The following is an 18109-nucleotide window of genomic DNA, read 5'->3' as shown; positions in this document are numbered from 1 at the left end:
GCTATCTCCTGCAAACCACGCCGTTATCCAGCCAGTAATCGTTCTCACCCAGCTTGCTGTCCGGAAGGGTGCAGAGCTTCAGGAACACATTGGCATTCTCCCCTTCAGTAATCACCTCAATGCTGTCCCGGGTGCTGCCGGAGCAGCCTCTGACCCGGGTAACATCCTTAAGAACCAGCCGGTCCTGCTGATAGCGCCCGGAATCCTCGGAAGTGCTCTCGGCCCGATCCAGACAGAGCTCGATGTAGGACTCGCTGATATTGGCAATACTGCGGGAAAGCTTCTCATCCAGGGTCAGCTTGTAAAGCGGCGTTGCCGGCCAGCGCTCAATTTTTACCGGCCTTGATCCGATGGTCATTCTGCCGCTCACCCGGAAGGAATTCTCGAACTTGTAGGAGCTGTTCTCCTCCAAATCCACTCCGGAATAGAACAGCGAGGAATTCAGAATCCGGCCGCCGGTATCCAGGGCGCCGATATAGCGGATATTGGAACGCAGTCTGCAGGATCCCACCTTAAGATAAAAATTCTCTACCTGGGAGATTTCGCTGAGATAGGCGATCATCGCTCCCACGGCCACCGCCGTCTTGGGATCCCGGATCCGGCCGCCGGAAGCAAAGGGATACCAGTCTCCCACCCGCAGGGAGGACATCTGCACAATACGTGACGGTGTCAGATCCACCTTGTTTCTGAAAGCAGAAACAATTCCGGGCAGGGTGGAAGGATGTCCCGAAAGAAGCACGATATCGCAGCGATACTGGTTTATCACCTCTGCAATAAACGAAATCGCCTTGCTGCAGATATCATAGCGGGAGCTGCAGGTAGCCAGACGCTCATGAAGGAGCCGGATATCCATGTTAAGCACCACATCCAGAAGAGAGATGCTCCGGGAGTCCTTTTTTCTCCTGAGCTCATCGGAAAAAAACGCCTCAACCCTGGCAAATGTCTCGTCGCTTCCGAGATCCCGGCCGGAATCCTTCAGAATCTGCCCGAAGGTTCGCCCGTCCAGATCCCGGTACTTTTCGGTGCCGAAATCCTGATAGGAGTTAATAATGGCCACCGCCACGGGGCAGAGTACCTGCAGGGTGAGCTGCTTCCTGCTGGTGGAGTGCTGCACGGAATTATCATGGGGCTCCGAACCCAGCTTCTCGAATATATAATCCTCGGCAAAGCTTTCGGAAAAACCCAGCCGCCCCGTCAGATAAGCCCGGACGGAGGGAATAACATAGGTCTGAATGATATCCAGAAGGAGATCGTCTCCGGCCACCTTGAAGCTTTCATGAAAGCGCTGGCCGGGGATAATGCCGCCGCCCTCGCCGTAACGGTAGTCGTTAATGACAAAATCCGTGGTACCGCCGCCAATGTCCACAGTGGCGATGGTAATTTTCTTTTCCGGGGAGTCGGGATTTCTTACGGCCTCAAGACTGTTGACCCGCCAGAAATCCTCCCAGTGCCCGGAGTACTTGCTGGTAACCTCGTTGTAAAGATATACCGCCTGACTGGAAAAAGCTTCGTCCCACTTGATCTCGCACTCCGGATACGGCGGCCAGACAGACTGGGAGGAAAAATCCGGCCGTGTCATGGGATCGGACAGATCCCACTTCATGGCCCGCCAGAACACTGCCACGGCATCCTCCAGATGTCTCCGGAAAATCGCCACCTCCTCAAGAGGCATTCCGGGGGGCACGGTAAGTATGATATTACGGAGCATGCGCGGAGTATCACGCTGCTTGCCGTTCCACCGGGAGGCAATGCCGTTTATCTGCTGCTCGGCCTGCGCGATGATTTCCATCAGAAGGAGCATCATAAGAGAGCTTCTGCTGAAACCGGATTCCATGGCAGGATAGGAATCCGGCTCGCGGTAGAGCGGCACCCCGGCACCGTTCACCAGCGAGGCTATGCGTGATTCCAGAAGGTTCGGCTTATTGTCGGTATCCGTATGGGGATTGAAGATCCAGGCATATCTGGCACGATCCTCATCCCAGAGGTATCTTTTGGGGCTGGACATGCCGGAACGGGATTCGTTTCCGGAGAGCAGCCAGGAAAGATGCATGGCCTCATTCCCGGTACGCACCAGGGAATTCCATTCGAAATTCTGATATCCGAGCTCCGGAAACTTCAGTGAAAACGACGGACTGGCAAACTCCACACTGCTGGAAAAGGCATTGCGGTAAACCTGCTCGGGACTGGAGAGATCCCGGAGCTCCAGGGAATAGGAGCTTTTGAGACTGTCCCGTCCCTCCAGCAAAAGACCGCAGACCCGGGAATTTCCGATATCCAGCACCATGGTAACCTCGATGGGCTCCTCTCCGTTTCGGGAGAAGGGTCTGACCACCACGGGCGGGCAGCCGGTAAGGTTCTTTCCGTGGGGTAAAGGCCGTCCGGTGACCGATCTGTCCAGGAGCACAAACAGCAGTGCCTGGTAGAACCCTTTCCAGATCCCGGAGGTCAGACCCGTCTGAATCCTGGAGGGGGACTTCTCGCTTCTCTTCATGAAATCCTTCCAGTATTTTTCGAGAAGAGATTTCATAAAGCCTTCCTCCAGGAAGCCCAGAATCCGGTCAAACCGGTCGCACAGACTGTAGGAAAGGCCGCTTGACACCACGGAATCACTGAGATAATGCTTCTCGGAACCCTTTCCGGACTGATCTCCGCTGCTGGTGGCGGTATCAAAGGCCAGCACCAGACGGTATCTGTTTACAGCGATCTGCTTTATATAGCCCCGGCACCAGTTTAAGGGAGCGCTGGAATTGTCCAGAAAATACGGAAGCGGCACCCAGCGGCCCGCAAAAGCATTCAGAACATCCTCCAGATGAATTTTCTCGAAATTTCCCGGAGGCAGGGAAGCCCGGGTAACCAGATCCAGAAGCCGGCCGCGATCCTGGGAGCTTATTACCTCATCTCCGGAAAGCTCCCGGACTGCCCGGAGCAGATGCATCTCCGGGGAAAACTGAAAGGTTTCCAGACGATCCCGGGCATCCGTGTCAGAAAAATCCAGATCAAGATCCAGAAACTGCACCCCGGTATTCTGGAACAAAACCAGTCTGTCATTTTCAGAAAACTTTGGAATTTCAGGTATCATGACTATTCCTTGGATAATTTAACATACTGAACAAACCCCTTCTGGCCGTTATTTCTGGGAATCGCCCGGCAGAAAGAACCGTCGCTGTCATAGCAGAGCATCTCCTTCGGAAAGGAGGACAGATCGCACCCGTTCCCGATTTTGATGTTCTCGTCAATAAAAAACACCCGGCCGTTATCAATTCTGGAAAAACGGCCCCGGAGCGAGCAGCGCACGCTGTTATTCTCATCGGTAACGGTATAGGCCACTCTTCTGCCGCCCTCCTCCAGAGGTCCGAGATCCCGGTAGGAAATCTTAAGGTAGCTTCCGGGATTTTCCGTACCGCCCGGTTCTTCAGTAAGGCTTCCTGATCCGGAACCGCCAAGGTTCTCCCGGAATTCCCCGGTCCCCGGTGAGCTGCCTGCGCTGTCGGGATCTGCAGGAGTGCCGCCAGTATCTCCGGAAATACCGGTGTTCCCGGCATTAGGTTCCAGAGAATCGTCATCACCCCCCGGTGCGGCTCCCCCCTTCCCGGTATCGAATTCCGGATTGTAGAGGGAAGGATCCTGGCTTCCGGGAGCGGAATTCCCGCCTTCCGCGGTGCCGGAGGACTCTCCGTTCCGGGCCTCGCTATTACCGGTATCCGGGGAATCCGGAGCAATAACGGCGTCTCCGGTATAATGTCCCGTAGCACTACCTGTCTCAGGCGTTACCGGGATCGGAACTCCTTCCGCCTCTCCCGGCAGAACTGCCGGAGTCTCCGGATCCCGGGAACCGGGTTTCCCGTTCAGAACCGGGGCCTCCCGGTACCAGGGAAGCATCTCATAAAGCGGCTTCCCGGGATGGGAAACGTACCACAGCATAACCGTAAGGAGAAGAATCAGCAGACACGCCAGTACAAAAACCGTCAGCCATTTGACAAAGGGAGGGATGACAGTTTTATCAGAACCTGGGACGGAGCTTTCCTCTCCGCCATTGCTGTTTCCGGTCTCCCCGGTGGCAGGATGGTCACTGCCGGACTCCGGTACAGCATCCGGCACCCCGTGAAAGCTGTTTTCTCCGGGAGCATAGCTGTCAGATTCCGCCGTTCCCGCAGTCTCCGGGGCCGGAGCGTACTCGGATACCGGAACCGCAGCAGCCAGGACTTCGCCCCCACTGCCGTTTTCCGGAGCGTCCGCCGCGGGATCCGGAAAGCGGCTTCCCGGGACGGTGTTTTCTGATATCAGATGTTCCGCGGTAACCCGATCGCTCCAGTCATAATTCAGGGAACGGTACCCGCCGTCCTCGCCATTATCCGGCACAAAGCTGTCCAGAGGGTGATGAAACCGCCAGTCCTGATCAGTCTCTGCCTCCGGAACGCCGTCCGCCACTTCCGCACTGCCGCCGCCGATTCTGCGGTAGGGATTGATTCTGTAGCCGTAAAGGGCCACTACCGGAATCCGGCCGTTTACAATAAAAATACAGTCATCGGAGTCAGGAAGGTGCAGAAAGGCTCCCAGCCCTCCGGCAAAATCGGAATTGTAAAAAAAACGCAGGAAGATCATTTTGTCCGGCTTGGGACGGGTGGCAATAAGCTTCCGGGCTCTGGCAGCAAGATATGAAAAATCATAGGCCACCTGCCGTTTCACCTCATCCTGTCTGTCTGGCGGAAGCTCGGACAGACACATTACAGATTTGATATCAGGAACAGCCTCAGGTATGAAAACGCTGATATAGTCGGCATTCTCGTTCTGAACGGCAAAGAGCTGCCTGAAGTGAAGCTTCACACTGTCCGGTTCAGATACAAGAAGAGTATCGCAAATCCCTTTGAGAAGCTGAGACTGAATCTTTCTGACGCTGTGTCCCTGTTCTCCGACACTGAGATATCTGCTTTTTTCGTACCTTCTAAGAAAATTTACATCGCTGCTGTCCATAAAAAGAGCTCCGGCACTGCGCCCTTATACTGCCGGCGCTGTCAGGGCCGGCGTGTTAAAAATCATCTCTCAGAAATCATAATAAAGAGGATTTCCGAATAGTCAAGAAAAGCGCCGGACCGGTATGATAATTATTGAATCTGCTAAAAATTATCCGCCGGAGAAAACTATTCCGGTTCCGGGATTTCAGTTCGCAGCGCCCTGCGGCACCTAAAAAGCTGCCGGTTCACTCATAAGCCTCTCTCCTGCGAGATACCTCCAGGTCACATCACATCATGCCGGAAACGCGCATTTCTGCTAGAATCCCCCTAAAGCAGGAACCGGCCCCGGAAAACGAACTCCGGAGAAAATGTTTTATGCATTACGCCGCCCTTAACAATCCTTATCCTTAAGATAGCAGGATAAACACCAGAATGAGATACAGCAGGAACAGAAAAAAGCCAGGCTGGCGGGGGCTATGGGGGGAACCAGTCATCCTCATGTACGCCGCTTTCATCATTTTCTCTCTGGGAATCGTGGTGAACACAGGCATGGAGGTCTTTAACGCGACTGAAACCGGCCTCGGCCACCGGGTGGAAGAACTGGTCAACGAAAACCTGTCGCAGAACGGATCGCCGCTCCGTATCACCGGCATCGACAATATGAACTGCCGGGAAAGCAGAAAAAGCTCCGAGACACAGTATCAAGGAGAATGCCAGGCTGCCGCCAGCTATTCCGACGGAACGGAGGGTATAATCTGTATTACGGAGCTCAGGATTTACGGGCATCGCCAAAAGTACGGCCGCAAACTGGTCTATACCAAAGTTACGGCAAGGCAGTGCGGAAACGGTCCGGACTTCGCGTTTTCCCGGGAATACCGGTAAGGCCATCCCCGGATCCGGTATAAATCAGGTCAGATCAAAGCTTGCTGCAACCAGGCTCATAACATCCTCATCCGCAAGCTGGTCATTCAGCAGCACCGAAACCCAGTTCTTATGATTCATGTGATATCCCGGAAGAATTGCGGGATGCCTGGAAAGCTCCCGGGAGCGTTCCGCCCCCGCCTTAAGGTTGATGATATCCTGCCTTTCCGCCGATCCGTCCCTGAAAAGCACCTCCCGTCTGACATTCATAATCAGGGCAAACCATTTTCCGGTATCATGATGGCGATACACTCCATAGCTCTGATACTGACTTTTATCCCAGGGAAAATCCGGACTTATCCCGTACCTCCCGAAAATCAGCCCGGAAATACGATTCGCCTGCTCCGATACAAAAAGAACCTCCCGGGTGCACGCAGATGCAATCTGCCGGAGCAGAGTCCCCAGGGCCTCCCGCACGGCACTGACATAAGCACCGCTGAAGCCTGAAGCCCGAAGCGGGACATACTCCTCGCCGGTCAGGGTATCTGTTACCATTACTGACAGCACTCCTCCAGAGGTAATCAGAATCTGTACCTGAAAAGCGCCGTCCATAATACCGGAACTGAACTCATACCCCCGGGAGGTTTTTCTGAAGCCGAATTTTTCCAAAGCTTCCGGAATAAAGCGTCTCCTCTGAAAAACGGTACTGACCATATCGTCCATATCCTGCTCCATTATTGCGTTTCACATTAGTTTCCGCCCGGACTCCAGCTATTCCATGAGGCAGCTCATTAATGCAAAAACTCCTGCCTAAGCAGGAGTCTTCTAAAGCAGCCTTCCGGAACAGTATCAGGATCCGGATCCGGTACTGAGAAGCTGGGAATCGTAAACCAGAATAGGATCACGCCCCTCTATCACGTCCTTATTGATAATAACCTTGGCCACATCGCTGTTTGAAGGAAGCTCATACATGGTATCCAGAAGAATTCCCTCCATAATGGACCGGAGTCCGCGGGCACCGGTATGTCTCTCAATAGCCTTGTCGGCCATAGCCTCCAGAGCGTCGTCGGTAAACTCCAGCTTCACCTTGCCCAGCTTGAACATGGCTTCATACTGCCTGGTAAGGGCATTTTTAGGGGCTCTCAGAATGGTTACCAGCGCATCCTTGTCCAGTTCGTCCAGAGAAGCAATGACCGGAAGACGGCCGATAAGCTCGGGAATAATGCCGAACTTGCTCAGATCATCCGGCTCCACGGCTTCAATACGCTCCGAAAGAGTGAGCTTGTTGCTCTCCCCGAACACCTCAGCTCCGAAGCCGATACCGGAATTCTTCTGCACACGGCGCTCCACAATTTTGTCGATACCGGCAAAAGCACCGCCGCAGATAAAGAGAATCTTAGAGGTATCAACCTGTACAAAATCCTGCTGCGGATGCTTTCTGCCGCCCTGCGGAGGTACAGAAGCGATAGTGCCTTCAATCAGCTTCAGCAGAGCCTGCTGCACGCCTTCGCCGCTGACATCGCGGGTAATGGAGGGATTCTCGGACTTGCGGGCAATCTTGTCGATTTCATCAATGAACACAATGCCCTTCTGGGCCTTCTGCACATCATAATCGCAGTTCTGCAGAAGCTTCTGGATAATATTCTCCACATCCTCGCCCACATAGCCGGCCTCAGTAAGAGTAGTGGCATCTGCCATGGCAAAAGGCACATTCAGAAAACGCGCCAGGGTCTGAGCCAGAAGCGTTTTGCCGGAACCGGTAGGACCGATAAGCAGAATGTTGGACTTGCCCAGCTCCACGCCGTCATATTCGTCTCCCACCAGCTGACGCTTGTAATGGTTGTATACGGCTACGGACAGAATCTTCTTGGCTTTTTCCTGCCCGATAACATACTCATCCAGATGGGCCTTAAGCTCCCGCGGAGTAGGCAGCTTCTTCAGATCCTCAAGGTAATCGGTCTTCTCGTTCTGTTTTTTCTTCTGATCCTTAGAAATAATGTCATTGCAGAGATCAACGCACTCATTGCAGATATAAACGTCGTCTCCGCCCTTAATAAGCCGCGCCACTTCATACTGGGACTTGTTGCAGAAGGAACAATGCAGAGTCTTGGTCCCTCCGCCAGCGGTGCCGTCTTTCTTATTTCCTGCCATTTAAATTTCCTGTGTCTTCCTGTTCTGTAACCTTCTTTGGATGATGCCTCTCTTTCTTACGGACGCTTCGTCAAGACCTCGTCAATAAGACCAAAATTTCTGGCTTCCTCGGCAGACATGAAATTATCTCTGTCGGTGGCCTGAACTACTTCCTCATAGCTGCGGCCAGTATGGAAGGACAGCTTCTTGTTCATTTCCTCCTTGATGCGGAGAGTCTCCCGGGCATGGATTTCAATATCCGAAGCCTGTCCCTTGAAACCGCCCAGAACCTGATGAATCATAATCCTGGAACTGGGAAGAGAATATCTCTTTCCCGGAGCACCGGCTGCCAGAAGGAAGGAACCCATGGAACAGGCCTGTCCCAGACAGAGGGTACATACATCAGGCTTGATAAACTGCATGGTATCATACACGCTCATTCCGGCAGTTACCACACCGCCGGGGGAATTTATGTAGAGATAAATATCCTTGTCCGGGTCTTCCGATTCCAGGAACAGAAGCTGAGCCACCACCAGATTTGCCATGTGATCCTCAACCTCGCCGACCAGAAACACTATCCTTTCCTTTAAAAGACGGGAATAGATATCGTACGATCTTTCGCCCTTTGCGGTCTGTTCAATAACATAAGGAATCAATGCTGCCTTTTCAGCAAGGCTGCCGGTACTGCTTTCAAATGACATGCTGTCTTCATCCAAAAATTAACTTGCCATGTAATCAATTAGCGGATTTTACCATTTTACAGGAAGATTGGCGATAAAAAGCTGACAATTTTATGATGTGAAACGCCCCGAACCGCGCAGGAACAAGATCGGTAAATGAAACAGGCAACAGATCCAGGAGAAGGCAGGTGGCAGCTCTTGGGGAGGTTCCGGGTACAGTTCTGAAAAGAAAAAACCTGCCGGAGACAATTCCAGCAGGTTCTGCTATCTGCCCGGAGTCCGGTACGGCTCCGGAAAAACCTGATTAAACCAGGTTCTGACCAACGAGCTCGGTAAAGCTCTTCTTGATAACGTTCAGCTTGGCGTGCTCAAAGAAGAAATCGGCAATCTGCTTCTGGAAGGACAGATCAGCAAACTGAGAATACATCTGCTTGTTGTTCATAACAGCCTTCTTGTATTCTTCAGAGCTGTCATAGGCAGAAGCAATCATGTCAATGTAGGATTCAACAGCCTTCTGATCCAGCTTGATGCCGTACTTTGATACAAACGCATCAATAACGTATCTGGTGGTAAGTCCCCGCTTAACGTTATTCTCAATAACCTCATCGGCAGGAAGAGATCTGTTTCTCTTCTCATATTCCTTCTTGGCATTGGAAACATGCTGGGAAACCAGTCTGGACGGAACTTCAAAGCCGCCAAATTCGCTGACCAGCTTTTCAATAACGGTTTTGACGTTGGCACCGTTAACGAGCTTGCTCAGTTCGCGCTCCATGTTCTTGCGAACTTCAGCACGGAACTCTTCCTCGGTCTTGGCAGTATCACTGTAGAATGAAATGAACTTTTCATCCAGCTCCGGAAGCTGATTCTCGGACACCTTCTCCAGCTTGGACTTGAAAACAGCGGCCTTGCCGGCAAGATCCTTGTTTCCGTAGTCCTCAGGGAAAGTTACATTGATATCAAATTCATCGCCAGCCTTATGCCCGATAATCTGATCCTCAAATCCGGGAATCATTCTGCCGGCACCGAGAATCAAAGGATAGCCGGAAGCCTTGCCGCCCTCAAAGGCGTTGCCATCGATAAATCCCTCGTAGGTAAGCTCTACACGGTCATCCTTGGCAGCCACCTTGTCGGCATTCTCAACCCACTTGCCGGACTGACGTCTCAGATTGGTAATCATCTGTTCCAAATCAGCGTCACCGATTTCGCCTTCAACCTTTTCAACGTCAACAGTGGCAAGATCCTTCTCAAGGTTAACTTCAGGCTTAACCTCGATATCCAGGGTGTAGACCAGATCCTGATCCGGACCGTTGTTGGTGATATTGCCTACCACCGGAATACTGTCCCCTTCAATGTTAGCAATCTTGCTCTGCACCATAGCCGGATAAACAGACTTGTTAATGAGACTGCTGAGGGTTCTCTCAGCAATCTCGGCACCGTAATCACGCTCAATGATGTTTGCCGGAACGTGACCAGAACGGAACCCGGGGAACTTGCGATTCCGGGAAATCATCACGAATTCCTTCTGACGTGCCTTTTTGTAATCCTCTGAAGGAATGGTTACCTTCAACTGGCGGTTTAAACCTTCGGAAGCTTCAATAGAAACTTGCATTCTTATACCTCAACAAACGGAAACACAGCAAGCATGAACAGCCTTCAGCACGATGAAGGAAACAATAATATCTCTCTGTGTATCTGCTTTACCCATGTCCTGAAGGACGGCACTGTCAGTAAAGACGGCCATCTTTGGGGCATGGAACCAAATCTATATGTCCAGAAAACACCATGGACATCCTGAAAACTGCGGCATTATATAACCCCCGCGCCGAGATGTAAACAGTCTCGCTAATATTACCGGAGGCGCGTTTCCTAATCAGGACAGAATCTCTTCTGACGGGGCGGAAGAGGCATGCAGAGCCACGGCAGGAGGTGCGGCCGGGAAGAAAAGATAAGATATGGGAATGGGAAAGAAAAAAAGAACAGGAACGTAACGCACGGAAACTGTTCAGAAAAAGTTACGTGAAGACCGCAGCAGACATCAGGAATTGAGCTTGAGCAGAAGCTCGCAGGCTCTTTTCAGAACCTCGAGCTTCTCCCGGTCTCTGTCCGAACAGGTACCGGCAGCGTCGGGATGGTATTTTCTAACTCTGTCATGATAGGCACGCCGGATCCTCCGGGGAGACAGATCCAGAAATTCACCGTCATCCCCTCCGGGAAAGCCCAGAATCCTGTAGGCCGCCCGGATTTCCGACGGCTTGCTGGTACCGCCCCGGAAAATATATCTTCTGAGCCCCGGGTGAATGGCATAGTCATACATGCTCTCCCGGGTGGCTGATCCCAGCTGCTCCTCGGTGGCCGAATCCGTGAAGGTGTTCTTCTGAATCAGAATACCGCGCAGCTCCTGAGCCTTGACATTCCCGTTAAAACAGGCTTCATCAAGAAAATACACCGCCCTTCTCCGGATTTCCGGGGTCTTCCGCTCCTGTGCAAGATACCATCTGGCCAGATAGTAGCAGGCCATGCCGGATCCGCCGTAGGCCCCCTCCTCGTACCAGTACTGCGCCAGAAATTCGTTGCGGGGCACCCCCTTGCCGTATTCGTAAAAGGTACCCAGTTCGGCAGCACATTCCCGGTTTCCCAGCTTGGCCCCCTCATAGAAATGCTGAAATGCCCGGCTGTAATCCGAGTTTATCCCGATGCCGTTCTGAAATTTCCGCCCCATGTCATAGTGATGCTCGCCCTGCCTGCGGAGAACAAGGGCCTTCTCCAAAAGCTCCTTCTCGGACTCCTCCGAGGCGGGACCGCCCTCCTCACGCTTCCTGCGAAAAGAGGTGAGGCATTCCTTGGACAAAAACCACAGAGACACCACCGCCGTAGCAAGCCCGGCCGCCTGCAAGGCCTCGGCGCTCTGAAACATGCCGGTGGTGCCCACGGCTCCCAGAGTCATATAGGCGCCGATCTTGGTTTTCAGAGTAATCAGTCTGGAGGAAATACCGTTAATTTTCAAGGAAAGTCTTGTCCGTACTGCAAACAGGGAACGGCAGACGGCATAGGAACCGCTCCGGAACAAACTCCCGGAAAAGTCCGCGCTCCCAGCCGCCCGCCAAGAAGTATCATTTCCGGGATTATACAAAATTGTCCGGCGATTTTTAGCGTTTCAGGTCACAGAGCCAGGAGAGAGGAGCACTTCTCCCCGTATCAGAAACCGTCTACAGCCGGGCTGGCACGGTCCCGCTCCCGGTCTTCGGCTGATTATTTTTTCCTCATCATTTTGGTTATAAAATATTTTTATCGGTAGCTGTAAATATATTCAAATTGCCTATATCAAAACATGCGGCTAACATTTTATTAACCAGACAGAAGGCTGGAATAAGCTTCCCGGCTTTTCAGACTTTCCGTCATTTTCAGATAAAACCCAGGAGCAGGAACAGCGTCCTGCAATTTCAACAAGGAGACAAAACCGCTATGACACAGGCAAACAGCCCCGTAAAAACCGGAATCATCGGCTACCCCCGCATCGGTGCCGCCCGCGAACTCAAATTTCTTTCCGAAGCCTTCTTCAGAGAGGAAATAGCAGAAAATGAATTCTATCAGAAGGTTCACGCTCTCAGAAAAAGCAATCTGGAATTTCTGAAAAATTCCGGCCTGGACAGCATTCCCTCCCTGGACTTCTCACTCTATGACAGCATTCTGGACATCATTCAGGCGCTGGGCTTTATTCCGGAACGCTTTCAGAATCTGGGTCTTCAGGGACTGAAACTCTATTTCGCCATGGCCCGCGGCTATCAGAAGAACGGCCGGAACGCCGTGGCGCTTTCCATGAAAAAATGGTTCAACACCAACTACCACTATCTGGTACCGGAATACGATGACGCCGTAGCCCCGAAAATCAATGCCGGTTTTCTGATCTCCGCTCTGAAAGAAGCCCAGGAGGCCGGAATTCAGACACGTCCGGTACTGCCAGGACCGTTCACCTTCGTGAAGCTCACCAGAATCACCGGATCAAAAAGCGCTTCCGAGCTGGAGGAGACTGTAACCGCTCTCTATAAGGAGCTCATTCTCGTCCTCGCAAAAGAAACCGGCATCGCGGAAATTTCTCTCCTGGAACCCTATCTCGCAAAGGATCTTTCCGAAGAAGACTGCGAACTGTTCCGGCGTATCCACAAAAATCTCATCTCTGCAGTACCGCTCCGGGTTTATCTTGCAACCTGCTTCGGAGATCTCCGAAACATCATAAGTGCCATTCCGGAACTGGGATATTCCGGACTTACCCTGGATCTCGTGGAAGGAAAGGAAAATCTCCGTCTCCTCGACAGCGTAAGTTTCAAACCCGGCTTCGAACTGGGACTCGGTGTGGTCAGCGGCATTAACATCTGGCGTAACAACTATGAAAAATCACTGGAGACGGTTCGCCGGGTTCAGGAAAAGCATCCGGACGCAGCCATTGTAATAACCACCTCCTCCTCTCTCCTGCATGTGCCGGTAACCCTCCGCAATGAAAAATCCCTTCCGGAGGAAAAGCTGAAATACCTGGCCTTTGCCGAGGAAAAGATCGGCGAACTCCGGGATCTCCGGGACATTCTGAACGGCACCTCCAGTCCGGATGTTCTGGAAAAGAACCAGGAGCTCTTTAAAACCCCCAGAACTGCCGCCGATACCGCTACCGAAAACCGCGTGAAGAATCTTCAGGCTTCCGATTTTGAAAGACAGCCTGTCCGCAGCGAGCGTCTCAAAATCCAGGATCAGGCCTTCGGCTTCCCGGCACTTCCCACCACCACTATCGGATCCTTCCCCCAGACTGCCGAGATTCGCGCTCTCCGCAAGAACCTCCGTTCCGGTGCCATTTCCAGAGCCGACTATGATGCTGAAATCAGAAAGCATATTGCCGCCTGCATAAAAGAACAGGAAAAGGTCGGACTTGACGTTCTGGTTCACGGTGAATTCGAAAGAAACGACATGGTGGAATTTTTCGGAAGAAAGCTGGACGGCTATATCTTCACCGACAACGGCTGGGTACAGTCCTACGGCACGCGCTGCGTTAAGCCGCCGGTAATCTGGAGCACCATCAGAAGAACCGCCCCGCTTACCGTGGATATTGCAGGCTATGCCCAGAGTCTTACCGCAAAGCCGGTTAAGGGCATGCTCACCGGCCCGATTACCATCCTGAACTGGTCCTTCCCCAGTGAAGATATTCCGGCCCGGGAATCCGTCATGGAGCTCGCCCTGGCAATTCGCGATGAGGTTCTGGATCTTGAAAAGGCCGGAATCCGCATTATCCAGATCGATGAGGCCGCTCTCCGCGAAAAGCTGCCGCTCCGCCGCGCGGATCAGCAGGAATACCTCTCTCTGGCAGTGCAGGCCTTCAGACTGACTGCTTCCGGAGTGAAGCCGGAAACACAGATCCACACTCACATGTGCTACAGCGAATTCGGTGACATTCTGAAGAGCATTGATGACATGGATGCCGACGTCATCTCCTTTGAGGCCTCCCGTTCCAGCCTGACTCTGCTGAAACAGCTCCGCGACGCCGGCTTTGAAACCAGAACCGGTCCGGGGGTTTATGACATTCACTCTCCGAGAATCCCCTCTGTGGAGGAGTTCACCGCCACCATCAGAAAGATTCTGGACATTCTGCCCCGGGAACAGGTGTGGATCAATCCGGACTGCGGTCTTAAGACCCGCGGCAATGCCGAAGTCTGGCCGTGTCTGGAAAACATGCTGACCGCCACCCGGAAAATCCGCGGGGAACAGGCCTGATCCGGATATAACCGGCTGAACCGGTTCTGAAGACACGAGTCCCGGGAGTACTGCTCCCGGGACTCTTTTATTGAGGATGACAGAATTTCCGGAATCCGGGGGCGCCCCGGAGCATTTCAGTTCCCGGTATTCCGCTCCGCAAGGGAGGTCAGAACAGCCCGGACAGTTTCCTCGGGAGACCCTGGAACTACTCCGTATCCGGAACGAAATCTGGCCTTCATGCCGGCAGAAGGAGCCGGCACCGCAACAAGGATGAATTCCGCAGAAATTCCCGTATCCAAAAGCGCCTTAAGCCTTTCCCGGAGTTCCTCCTCTGATTCGTCAGGGGAAGCGGCAACTACAAATATCCAGGAAGCCCCGTTTTCCACCGCCAGATCCGCTTCGGCGGCAGTTCCGGATGGCCCCTGAAATGCCGGACGCCGCAGGATTACAGGCCTTTCCCGCCCCGAATCCCTGCCGCACAGTCTGGTCTCAAGCTTCCAGGCAAGATATGCCGGCCAGAGGTAAATACTGACGCAGTCAGCGTAGAAAGCGCTTTTAACATCCTTAAGCACCAGAGCCTTTTTCTTTTTGTCATGCTCGTATCCGGAAATAAAGCCCAGATCCTTAAGCCAGAGGACAAACTGAAAATTTAGAGAATGGCGATCCGGAATTTCTCCGGAAGGAATCTCCAGATCCCCGCCGTTCAGAGCGGTGCGCAGATCACAGTCAAAGTGATCCAGGCGGGAACGGTTCTGCCAGAAAAACCCGGCAAATTCATTGAAGCTGCCATTAACCTCTGCCGGTATGGTATTGTGATCCTCAGCGGAAATTCCTTTCCGCGACAGGAATTCCCGGAGTCTCAGAAATCCCGGGTCCGTTGCATAAAACGCCGGGGTGGCTTCCTTCCGGACCGGCTCCTGTCCGCATTTCCGGAGGTGTGCCTGAGGATTTCCGGCCATATCCCCGGAGGCAATATCGGAAAGCACGGAATCCCGGAGCACTCTCTTGAAGGAAGGAATATCCACAATCCGGATCCCTGATTCCCGGGACAGAGGCAGAATCTGTTCCGGCTCAATATCCGCAGCCAGCAGAAAAGCATTGCGTCCCAGTACCGGATAACGCTCCGCAAGTTCCCGGTAGCGCCCGAGATCCTCCTGCCAGCCTTCCCGGACGCCGGTTTTGCATTCAATCCAGAAAGGAAGACCGTTCAGAAGGAAAAAGAGGTCCATTTCAAAGTCCTCTTCGTCCCCGGACCTTACCGCAAGGTTGGCCGCCAGATAAAGCCGGATCTCCGGAGACTCCTCAAAAAGCTCCCCGATGGTTTCCTCTGAAAGCTTGCGGGCCAGAACCTCCAGCCAGCCTCCGGTCAGAAAGTAGCGTCCCGCCGGCTCCTCGGTAAGACGGGAGGAAAGATCCAGGAGAACGTCCCGCCCCGAAGCTGCGGCAGATTCCCCGGCAGTCTCCCCCGCACTGTCGGCAAAGCCGAGATCGCGAAGATCCCGCCTGAGGCGGATAAGAACCTCCCGGGAATCAGGATCCGTTCTGACACGGAATCTGAAATCATACCTGTCGGCGCTGTAGGTTCTCCGGATCTCCCGGAGAACCGGGGCAAGAACCCCGTAATTCTCACCGATAAAGCCGGCCAGATCCCTAAGACGGTCCGGAGGTATGGCAGAGGCGGTTCTCCGGAGTCCGGCGGATACTATATAAAGATCATGATCGTTAAGAAAGCTCCGCACCGGCTCAAGCTCAGGAGGGATAACCACCGACGCCAGCTCCTCCCTGACCCCGGGCACCATGAAAAACGGAAACTGCGCCCCCGGCTTCAGAGCGGAACGGCGGGACTGGTTCCGGGAATTGCCCTGAACGCAGGATACCAGAACCGCCAGATTGCGGTTGATTCCCTGAAGCTCGGCCTTAATATCGGTCAGAAGAGCGGTCAGAGTCTGCCCGGAAATGTCGTTGCCATGACCGGGCATTTCCCCTGCGACACCCCCCGGAGCTGCGCCGTTCCCGGACGTTTCCCGGTCATTATCATCATCCCCCGCTCTGGTAATGGTATCCAGAAGCCGGTTAAGCAACTCGCTGTTCGGAACCGCCATCAGTAAAACTCCTTAAAAACAGAAATGCCGGATGCTTCATATTTCGGAAAACTGCTCACCCGCCGCGGGACTCTGTTACACCCTTAATGTATTTTCTGAAAAAATTTTGCCCGAACATTTTACTAAACTTTTGAATTAATCACATTTTCAAGGTAAAATGCGCGTCAAATTTGCCGGGGTATCCGGCATTTCAGACGATAGGCTTATTTCTTAAGGAATATGTATGAAGAAAACTAAGATGGTATGTACAATCGGACCGAAGTCCGAGCCCCGCGAAGTCCTTCAGGATCTTCTTGATTCTGGCATGAACGTTATGCGTCTCAACTTCTCTCACGGTGATCATGAGGAACAGGGCGCCCGCATTAAGACCATTAATGCAATTATGCAGGATACCGGCAAAATCTACGCCATCATTCTTGATACCAAAGGTCCTGAAATCCGCACCGGCGAAGTTCCCAACGACGGTGAGGTTGAACTGGTAAAGGGACAGAAATTTACCGTTCACACCGACATGTCCAAGCCTACCACCAACGAGAGCTGCGCAGTTTCCTATCCGGGACTCATTCACGACATCGAAGTAGGCAAGATCATCCTCATCGATGACGGTCTTATCGGACTCAAGGTTCTTTCCAAGAACGCCGACGAAACTGCTGCAGAATGCGAAGTTCTGAACACCACCAAGCTTGGCAACAAAAAGGGTGTTAACCTTCCTGGCGTAATCACCAACCTTCCTGCCCTTTCCGCAAAGGACAAGGGAGACCTGGAGTTCGGTGCTCAGGTTGGTGTTGACTTTATCGCTGTTTCCTTCGTCCGCAAGAAGAAGGACGTTGAAGACGTTCGTAACTTCCTTGACACTCATGGCGGCCAGGACATCAAGATCATTTCCAAGATCGAAAACCAGGAAGGTCTTGATAACTTTGAAGACATTCTTGCTGCTTCCGACGGCATCATGGTTGCCCGCGGCGACATGGGTGTAGAAATTCCGCCTCAGGAAGTTATTTTTGCTCAGAAGCGCATCATCCGTCGCTGCAACGAGGTAGGCAAGATCGTTGTTACCGCTACCCAGATGCTTGACTCCATGCAGAAGAATCCGCGTCCGACCCGTGCCGAAGCAGGCGACGTTGCCAACGCAATTCTCGACGGTACCGATGCTGTAATGCTTTCCGGCGAGTCTGCCAAGGGCAAATATCCTCGCGAGGCTGTTCGCACCATGGCTTCCATCTGCGAGCGTACCGATCCGGTTGTAACTCCGCGCTACCTCGATGATCATAACACCAACGAGATCACCGAAGCCGTATGTCAGGGTGCCGTAGAAATGGCCTGCAACCTGAAGTCCCCGCTCATCGTGGTATCCACCGTTCAGGGTCGTACCGCCCGCTCCATCCGCAAGTACTTCCCGACCAGCAACATCCTGGCTGTTACCCCTAACATGAAGACTGCCCGTCAGCTCTGCATCGTTCGCGGTGTAACTCCTGTTGTTCACGAGAAGGTCCATTCTCTTGACGAGTTCATCTCCGTTGCCCGTGAAGAGGCTGTAAAGAGCGGACTTGCTGCCAAGGGTGATGCCATTGTAGTTGTATGCGGCGCTCAGGTAGCTTCCGGAACCACCAACACCTCTTCTGTACAGGTTCTGTAATATCAGAAAAAG

The 18109-nt window shown here is 52.9% G+C and carries 11 protein-coding genes; 3 read left to right on the top strand and 8 right to left on the bottom strand.

Annotated features, from left to right (window positions below):
- Position 1: 1 nt before the first annotated feature.
- Complete coding sequence (locus tag F557_RS0107590) at positions 2-3079, bottom strand: virulence factor SrfB (RefSeq protein ID WP_019001640.1); 3078 nt, start codon at positions 3077-3079, stop codon at positions 2-4.
- A gap of 2 nt (positions 3080-3081) precedes the next feature.
- On the bottom strand, positions 3082-4971 hold the full coding sequence (locus tag F557_RS0107585) for an ICP22 family protein (RefSeq protein ID WP_019001639.1): 1890 nt from the start codon (positions 4969-4971) through the stop codon (positions 3082-3084).
- A 413-nt stretch (positions 4972-5384) separates the two neighbouring features.
- On the opposite strand from F557_RS0107585, the gene F557_RS0107575 reads away from it, so the two are divergent.
- Positions 5385-5834: a hypothetical protein gene (locus F557_RS0107575; RefSeq protein ID WP_019001637.1), complete on the top strand. Its 450-nt coding sequence runs from the start codon at positions 5385-5387 to the stop codon at positions 5832-5834.
- A gap of 24 nt (positions 5835-5858) precedes the next feature.
- Here F557_RS0107575 and F557_RS0107570 read toward each other — a convergent pair whose 3' ends face one another.
- From F557_RS0107570 to F557_RS21135, 5 genes are all read right to left on the bottom strand, one after another.
- Positions 5859-6536, bottom strand: coding sequence for an MmcQ/YjbR family DNA-binding protein (locus F557_RS0107570; protein WP_026297811.1), 678 nt, complete (start codon positions 6534-6536; stop codon positions 5859-5861).
- A 126-nt stretch (positions 6537-6662) separates the two neighbouring features.
- Complete coding sequence (gene clpX, locus F557_RS0107565; protein ID WP_019001635.1) at positions 6663-7964, bottom strand: ATP-dependent protease ATP-binding subunit ClpX; 1302 nt, start codon at positions 7962-7964, stop codon at positions 6663-6665.
- A gap of 56 nt (positions 7965-8020) precedes the next feature.
- Positions 8021-8644 (bottom strand): ATP-dependent Clp endopeptidase proteolytic subunit ClpP, encoded by a 624-nt coding sequence (clpP, locus tag F557_RS0107560; RefSeq protein WP_019001634.1) that lies wholly within the window; start codon positions 8642-8644, stop codon positions 8021-8023.
- A 283-nt stretch (positions 8645-8927) separates the two neighbouring features.
- On the bottom strand, positions 8928-10232 hold the full coding sequence (gene tig / locus F557_RS0107550) for a trigger factor (RefSeq protein ID WP_019001632.1): 1305 nt from the start codon (positions 10230-10232) through the stop codon (positions 8928-8930).
- Between the two features lie 426 nt (positions 10233-10658).
- Positions 10659-11627, bottom strand: a complete 969-nt coding sequence (locus F557_RS21135) for a J domain-containing protein (protein WP_157617784.1) — start codon at positions 11625-11627, stop codon at positions 10659-10661.
- A gap of 458 nt (positions 11628-12085) precedes the next feature.
- Here F557_RS21135 and metE point away from each other — a divergent pair, with 458 nt between their 5' ends.
- Complete coding sequence (gene metE / locus F557_RS0107535; protein WP_019001629.1) at positions 12086-14377, top strand: 5-methyltetrahydropteroyltriglutamate--homocysteine S-methyltransferase; 2292 nt, start codon at positions 12086-12088, stop codon at positions 14375-14377.
- Positions 14378-14493: 116 nt separating this feature from the next.
- Here metE and F557_RS0107530 read toward each other — a convergent pair whose 3' ends face one another.
- Positions 14494-16461, bottom strand: coding sequence for a hypothetical protein (locus F557_RS0107530; RefSeq protein ID WP_019001628.1), 1968 nt, complete (start codon positions 16459-16461; stop codon positions 14494-14496).
- A 223-nt stretch (positions 16462-16684) separates the two neighbouring features.
- Between F557_RS0107530 and pykF the strand changes: the two genes are divergently transcribed.
- On the top strand, positions 16685-18097 hold the full coding sequence (gene pykF / locus F557_RS0107525) for a pyruvate kinase PykF (protein WP_019001627.1): 1413 nt from the start codon (positions 16685-16687) through the stop codon (positions 18095-18097).
- Positions 18098-18109 lie beyond the last annotated feature (12 nt).

It is taken from the genome of Succinimonas amylolytica DSM 2873, from assembly GCF_000378405.1.
In the GTDB taxonomy this organism is placed as follows: domain Bacteria; phylum Pseudomonadota; class Gammaproteobacteria; order Enterobacterales; family Succinivibrionaceae; genus Succinimonas; species Succinimonas amylolytica.
Note: the sequence above shows the minus strand (reverse complement) of the source record. Positions and strands in the feature narration are given on the sequence as shown.

What these genes read in the sequence shown, in the direction of transcription:
- F557_RS0107590 (WP_019001640.1), bottom strand. Translation starts at nt 3,079, where the DNA reads ATGATACCTGAAATTCCAAAGTTTTCTGAAAATGACAGACTGGTTTTG.
- F557_RS0107585 (WP_019001639.1), bottom strand. Translation starts at nt 4,971, where the DNA reads ATGGACAGCAGCGATGTAAATTTTCTTAGAAGGTACGAAAAAAGCAGA.
- F557_RS0107575 (WP_019001637.1), top strand. Translation starts at nt 5,385, where the DNA reads ATGAGATACAGCAGGAACAGAAAAAAGCCAGGCTGGCGGGGGCTATGG.
- F557_RS0107570 (WP_026297811.1), bottom strand. Translation starts at nt 6,536, where the DNA reads ATGGACGATATGGTCAGTACCGTTTTTCAGAGGAGACGCTTTATTCCG.
- clpX (WP_019001635.1), bottom strand. Translation starts at nt 7,964, where the DNA reads ATGGCAGGAAATAAGAAAGACGGCACCGCTGGCGGAGGGACCAAGACT.
- clpP (WP_019001634.1), bottom strand. Translation starts at nt 8,644, where the DNA reads ATGTCATTTGAAAGCAGTACCGGCAGCCTTGCTGAAAAGGCAGCATTG.
- tig (WP_019001632.1), bottom strand. Translation starts at nt 10,232, where the DNA reads ATGCAAGTTTCTATTGAAGCTTCCGAAGGTTTAAACCGCCAGTTGAAG.
- metE (WP_019001629.1), top strand. Translation starts at nt 12,086, where the DNA reads ATGACACAGGCAAACAGCCCCGTAAAAACCGGAATCATCGGCTACCCC.
- F557_RS0107530 (WP_019001628.1), bottom strand. Translation starts at nt 16,461, where the DNA reads ATGGCGGTTCCGAACAGCGAGTTGCTTAACCGGCTTCTGGATACCATT.
- pykF (WP_019001627.1), top strand. Translation starts at nt 16,685, where the DNA reads ATGAAGAAAACTAAGATGGTATGTACAATCGGACCGAAGTCCGAGCCC.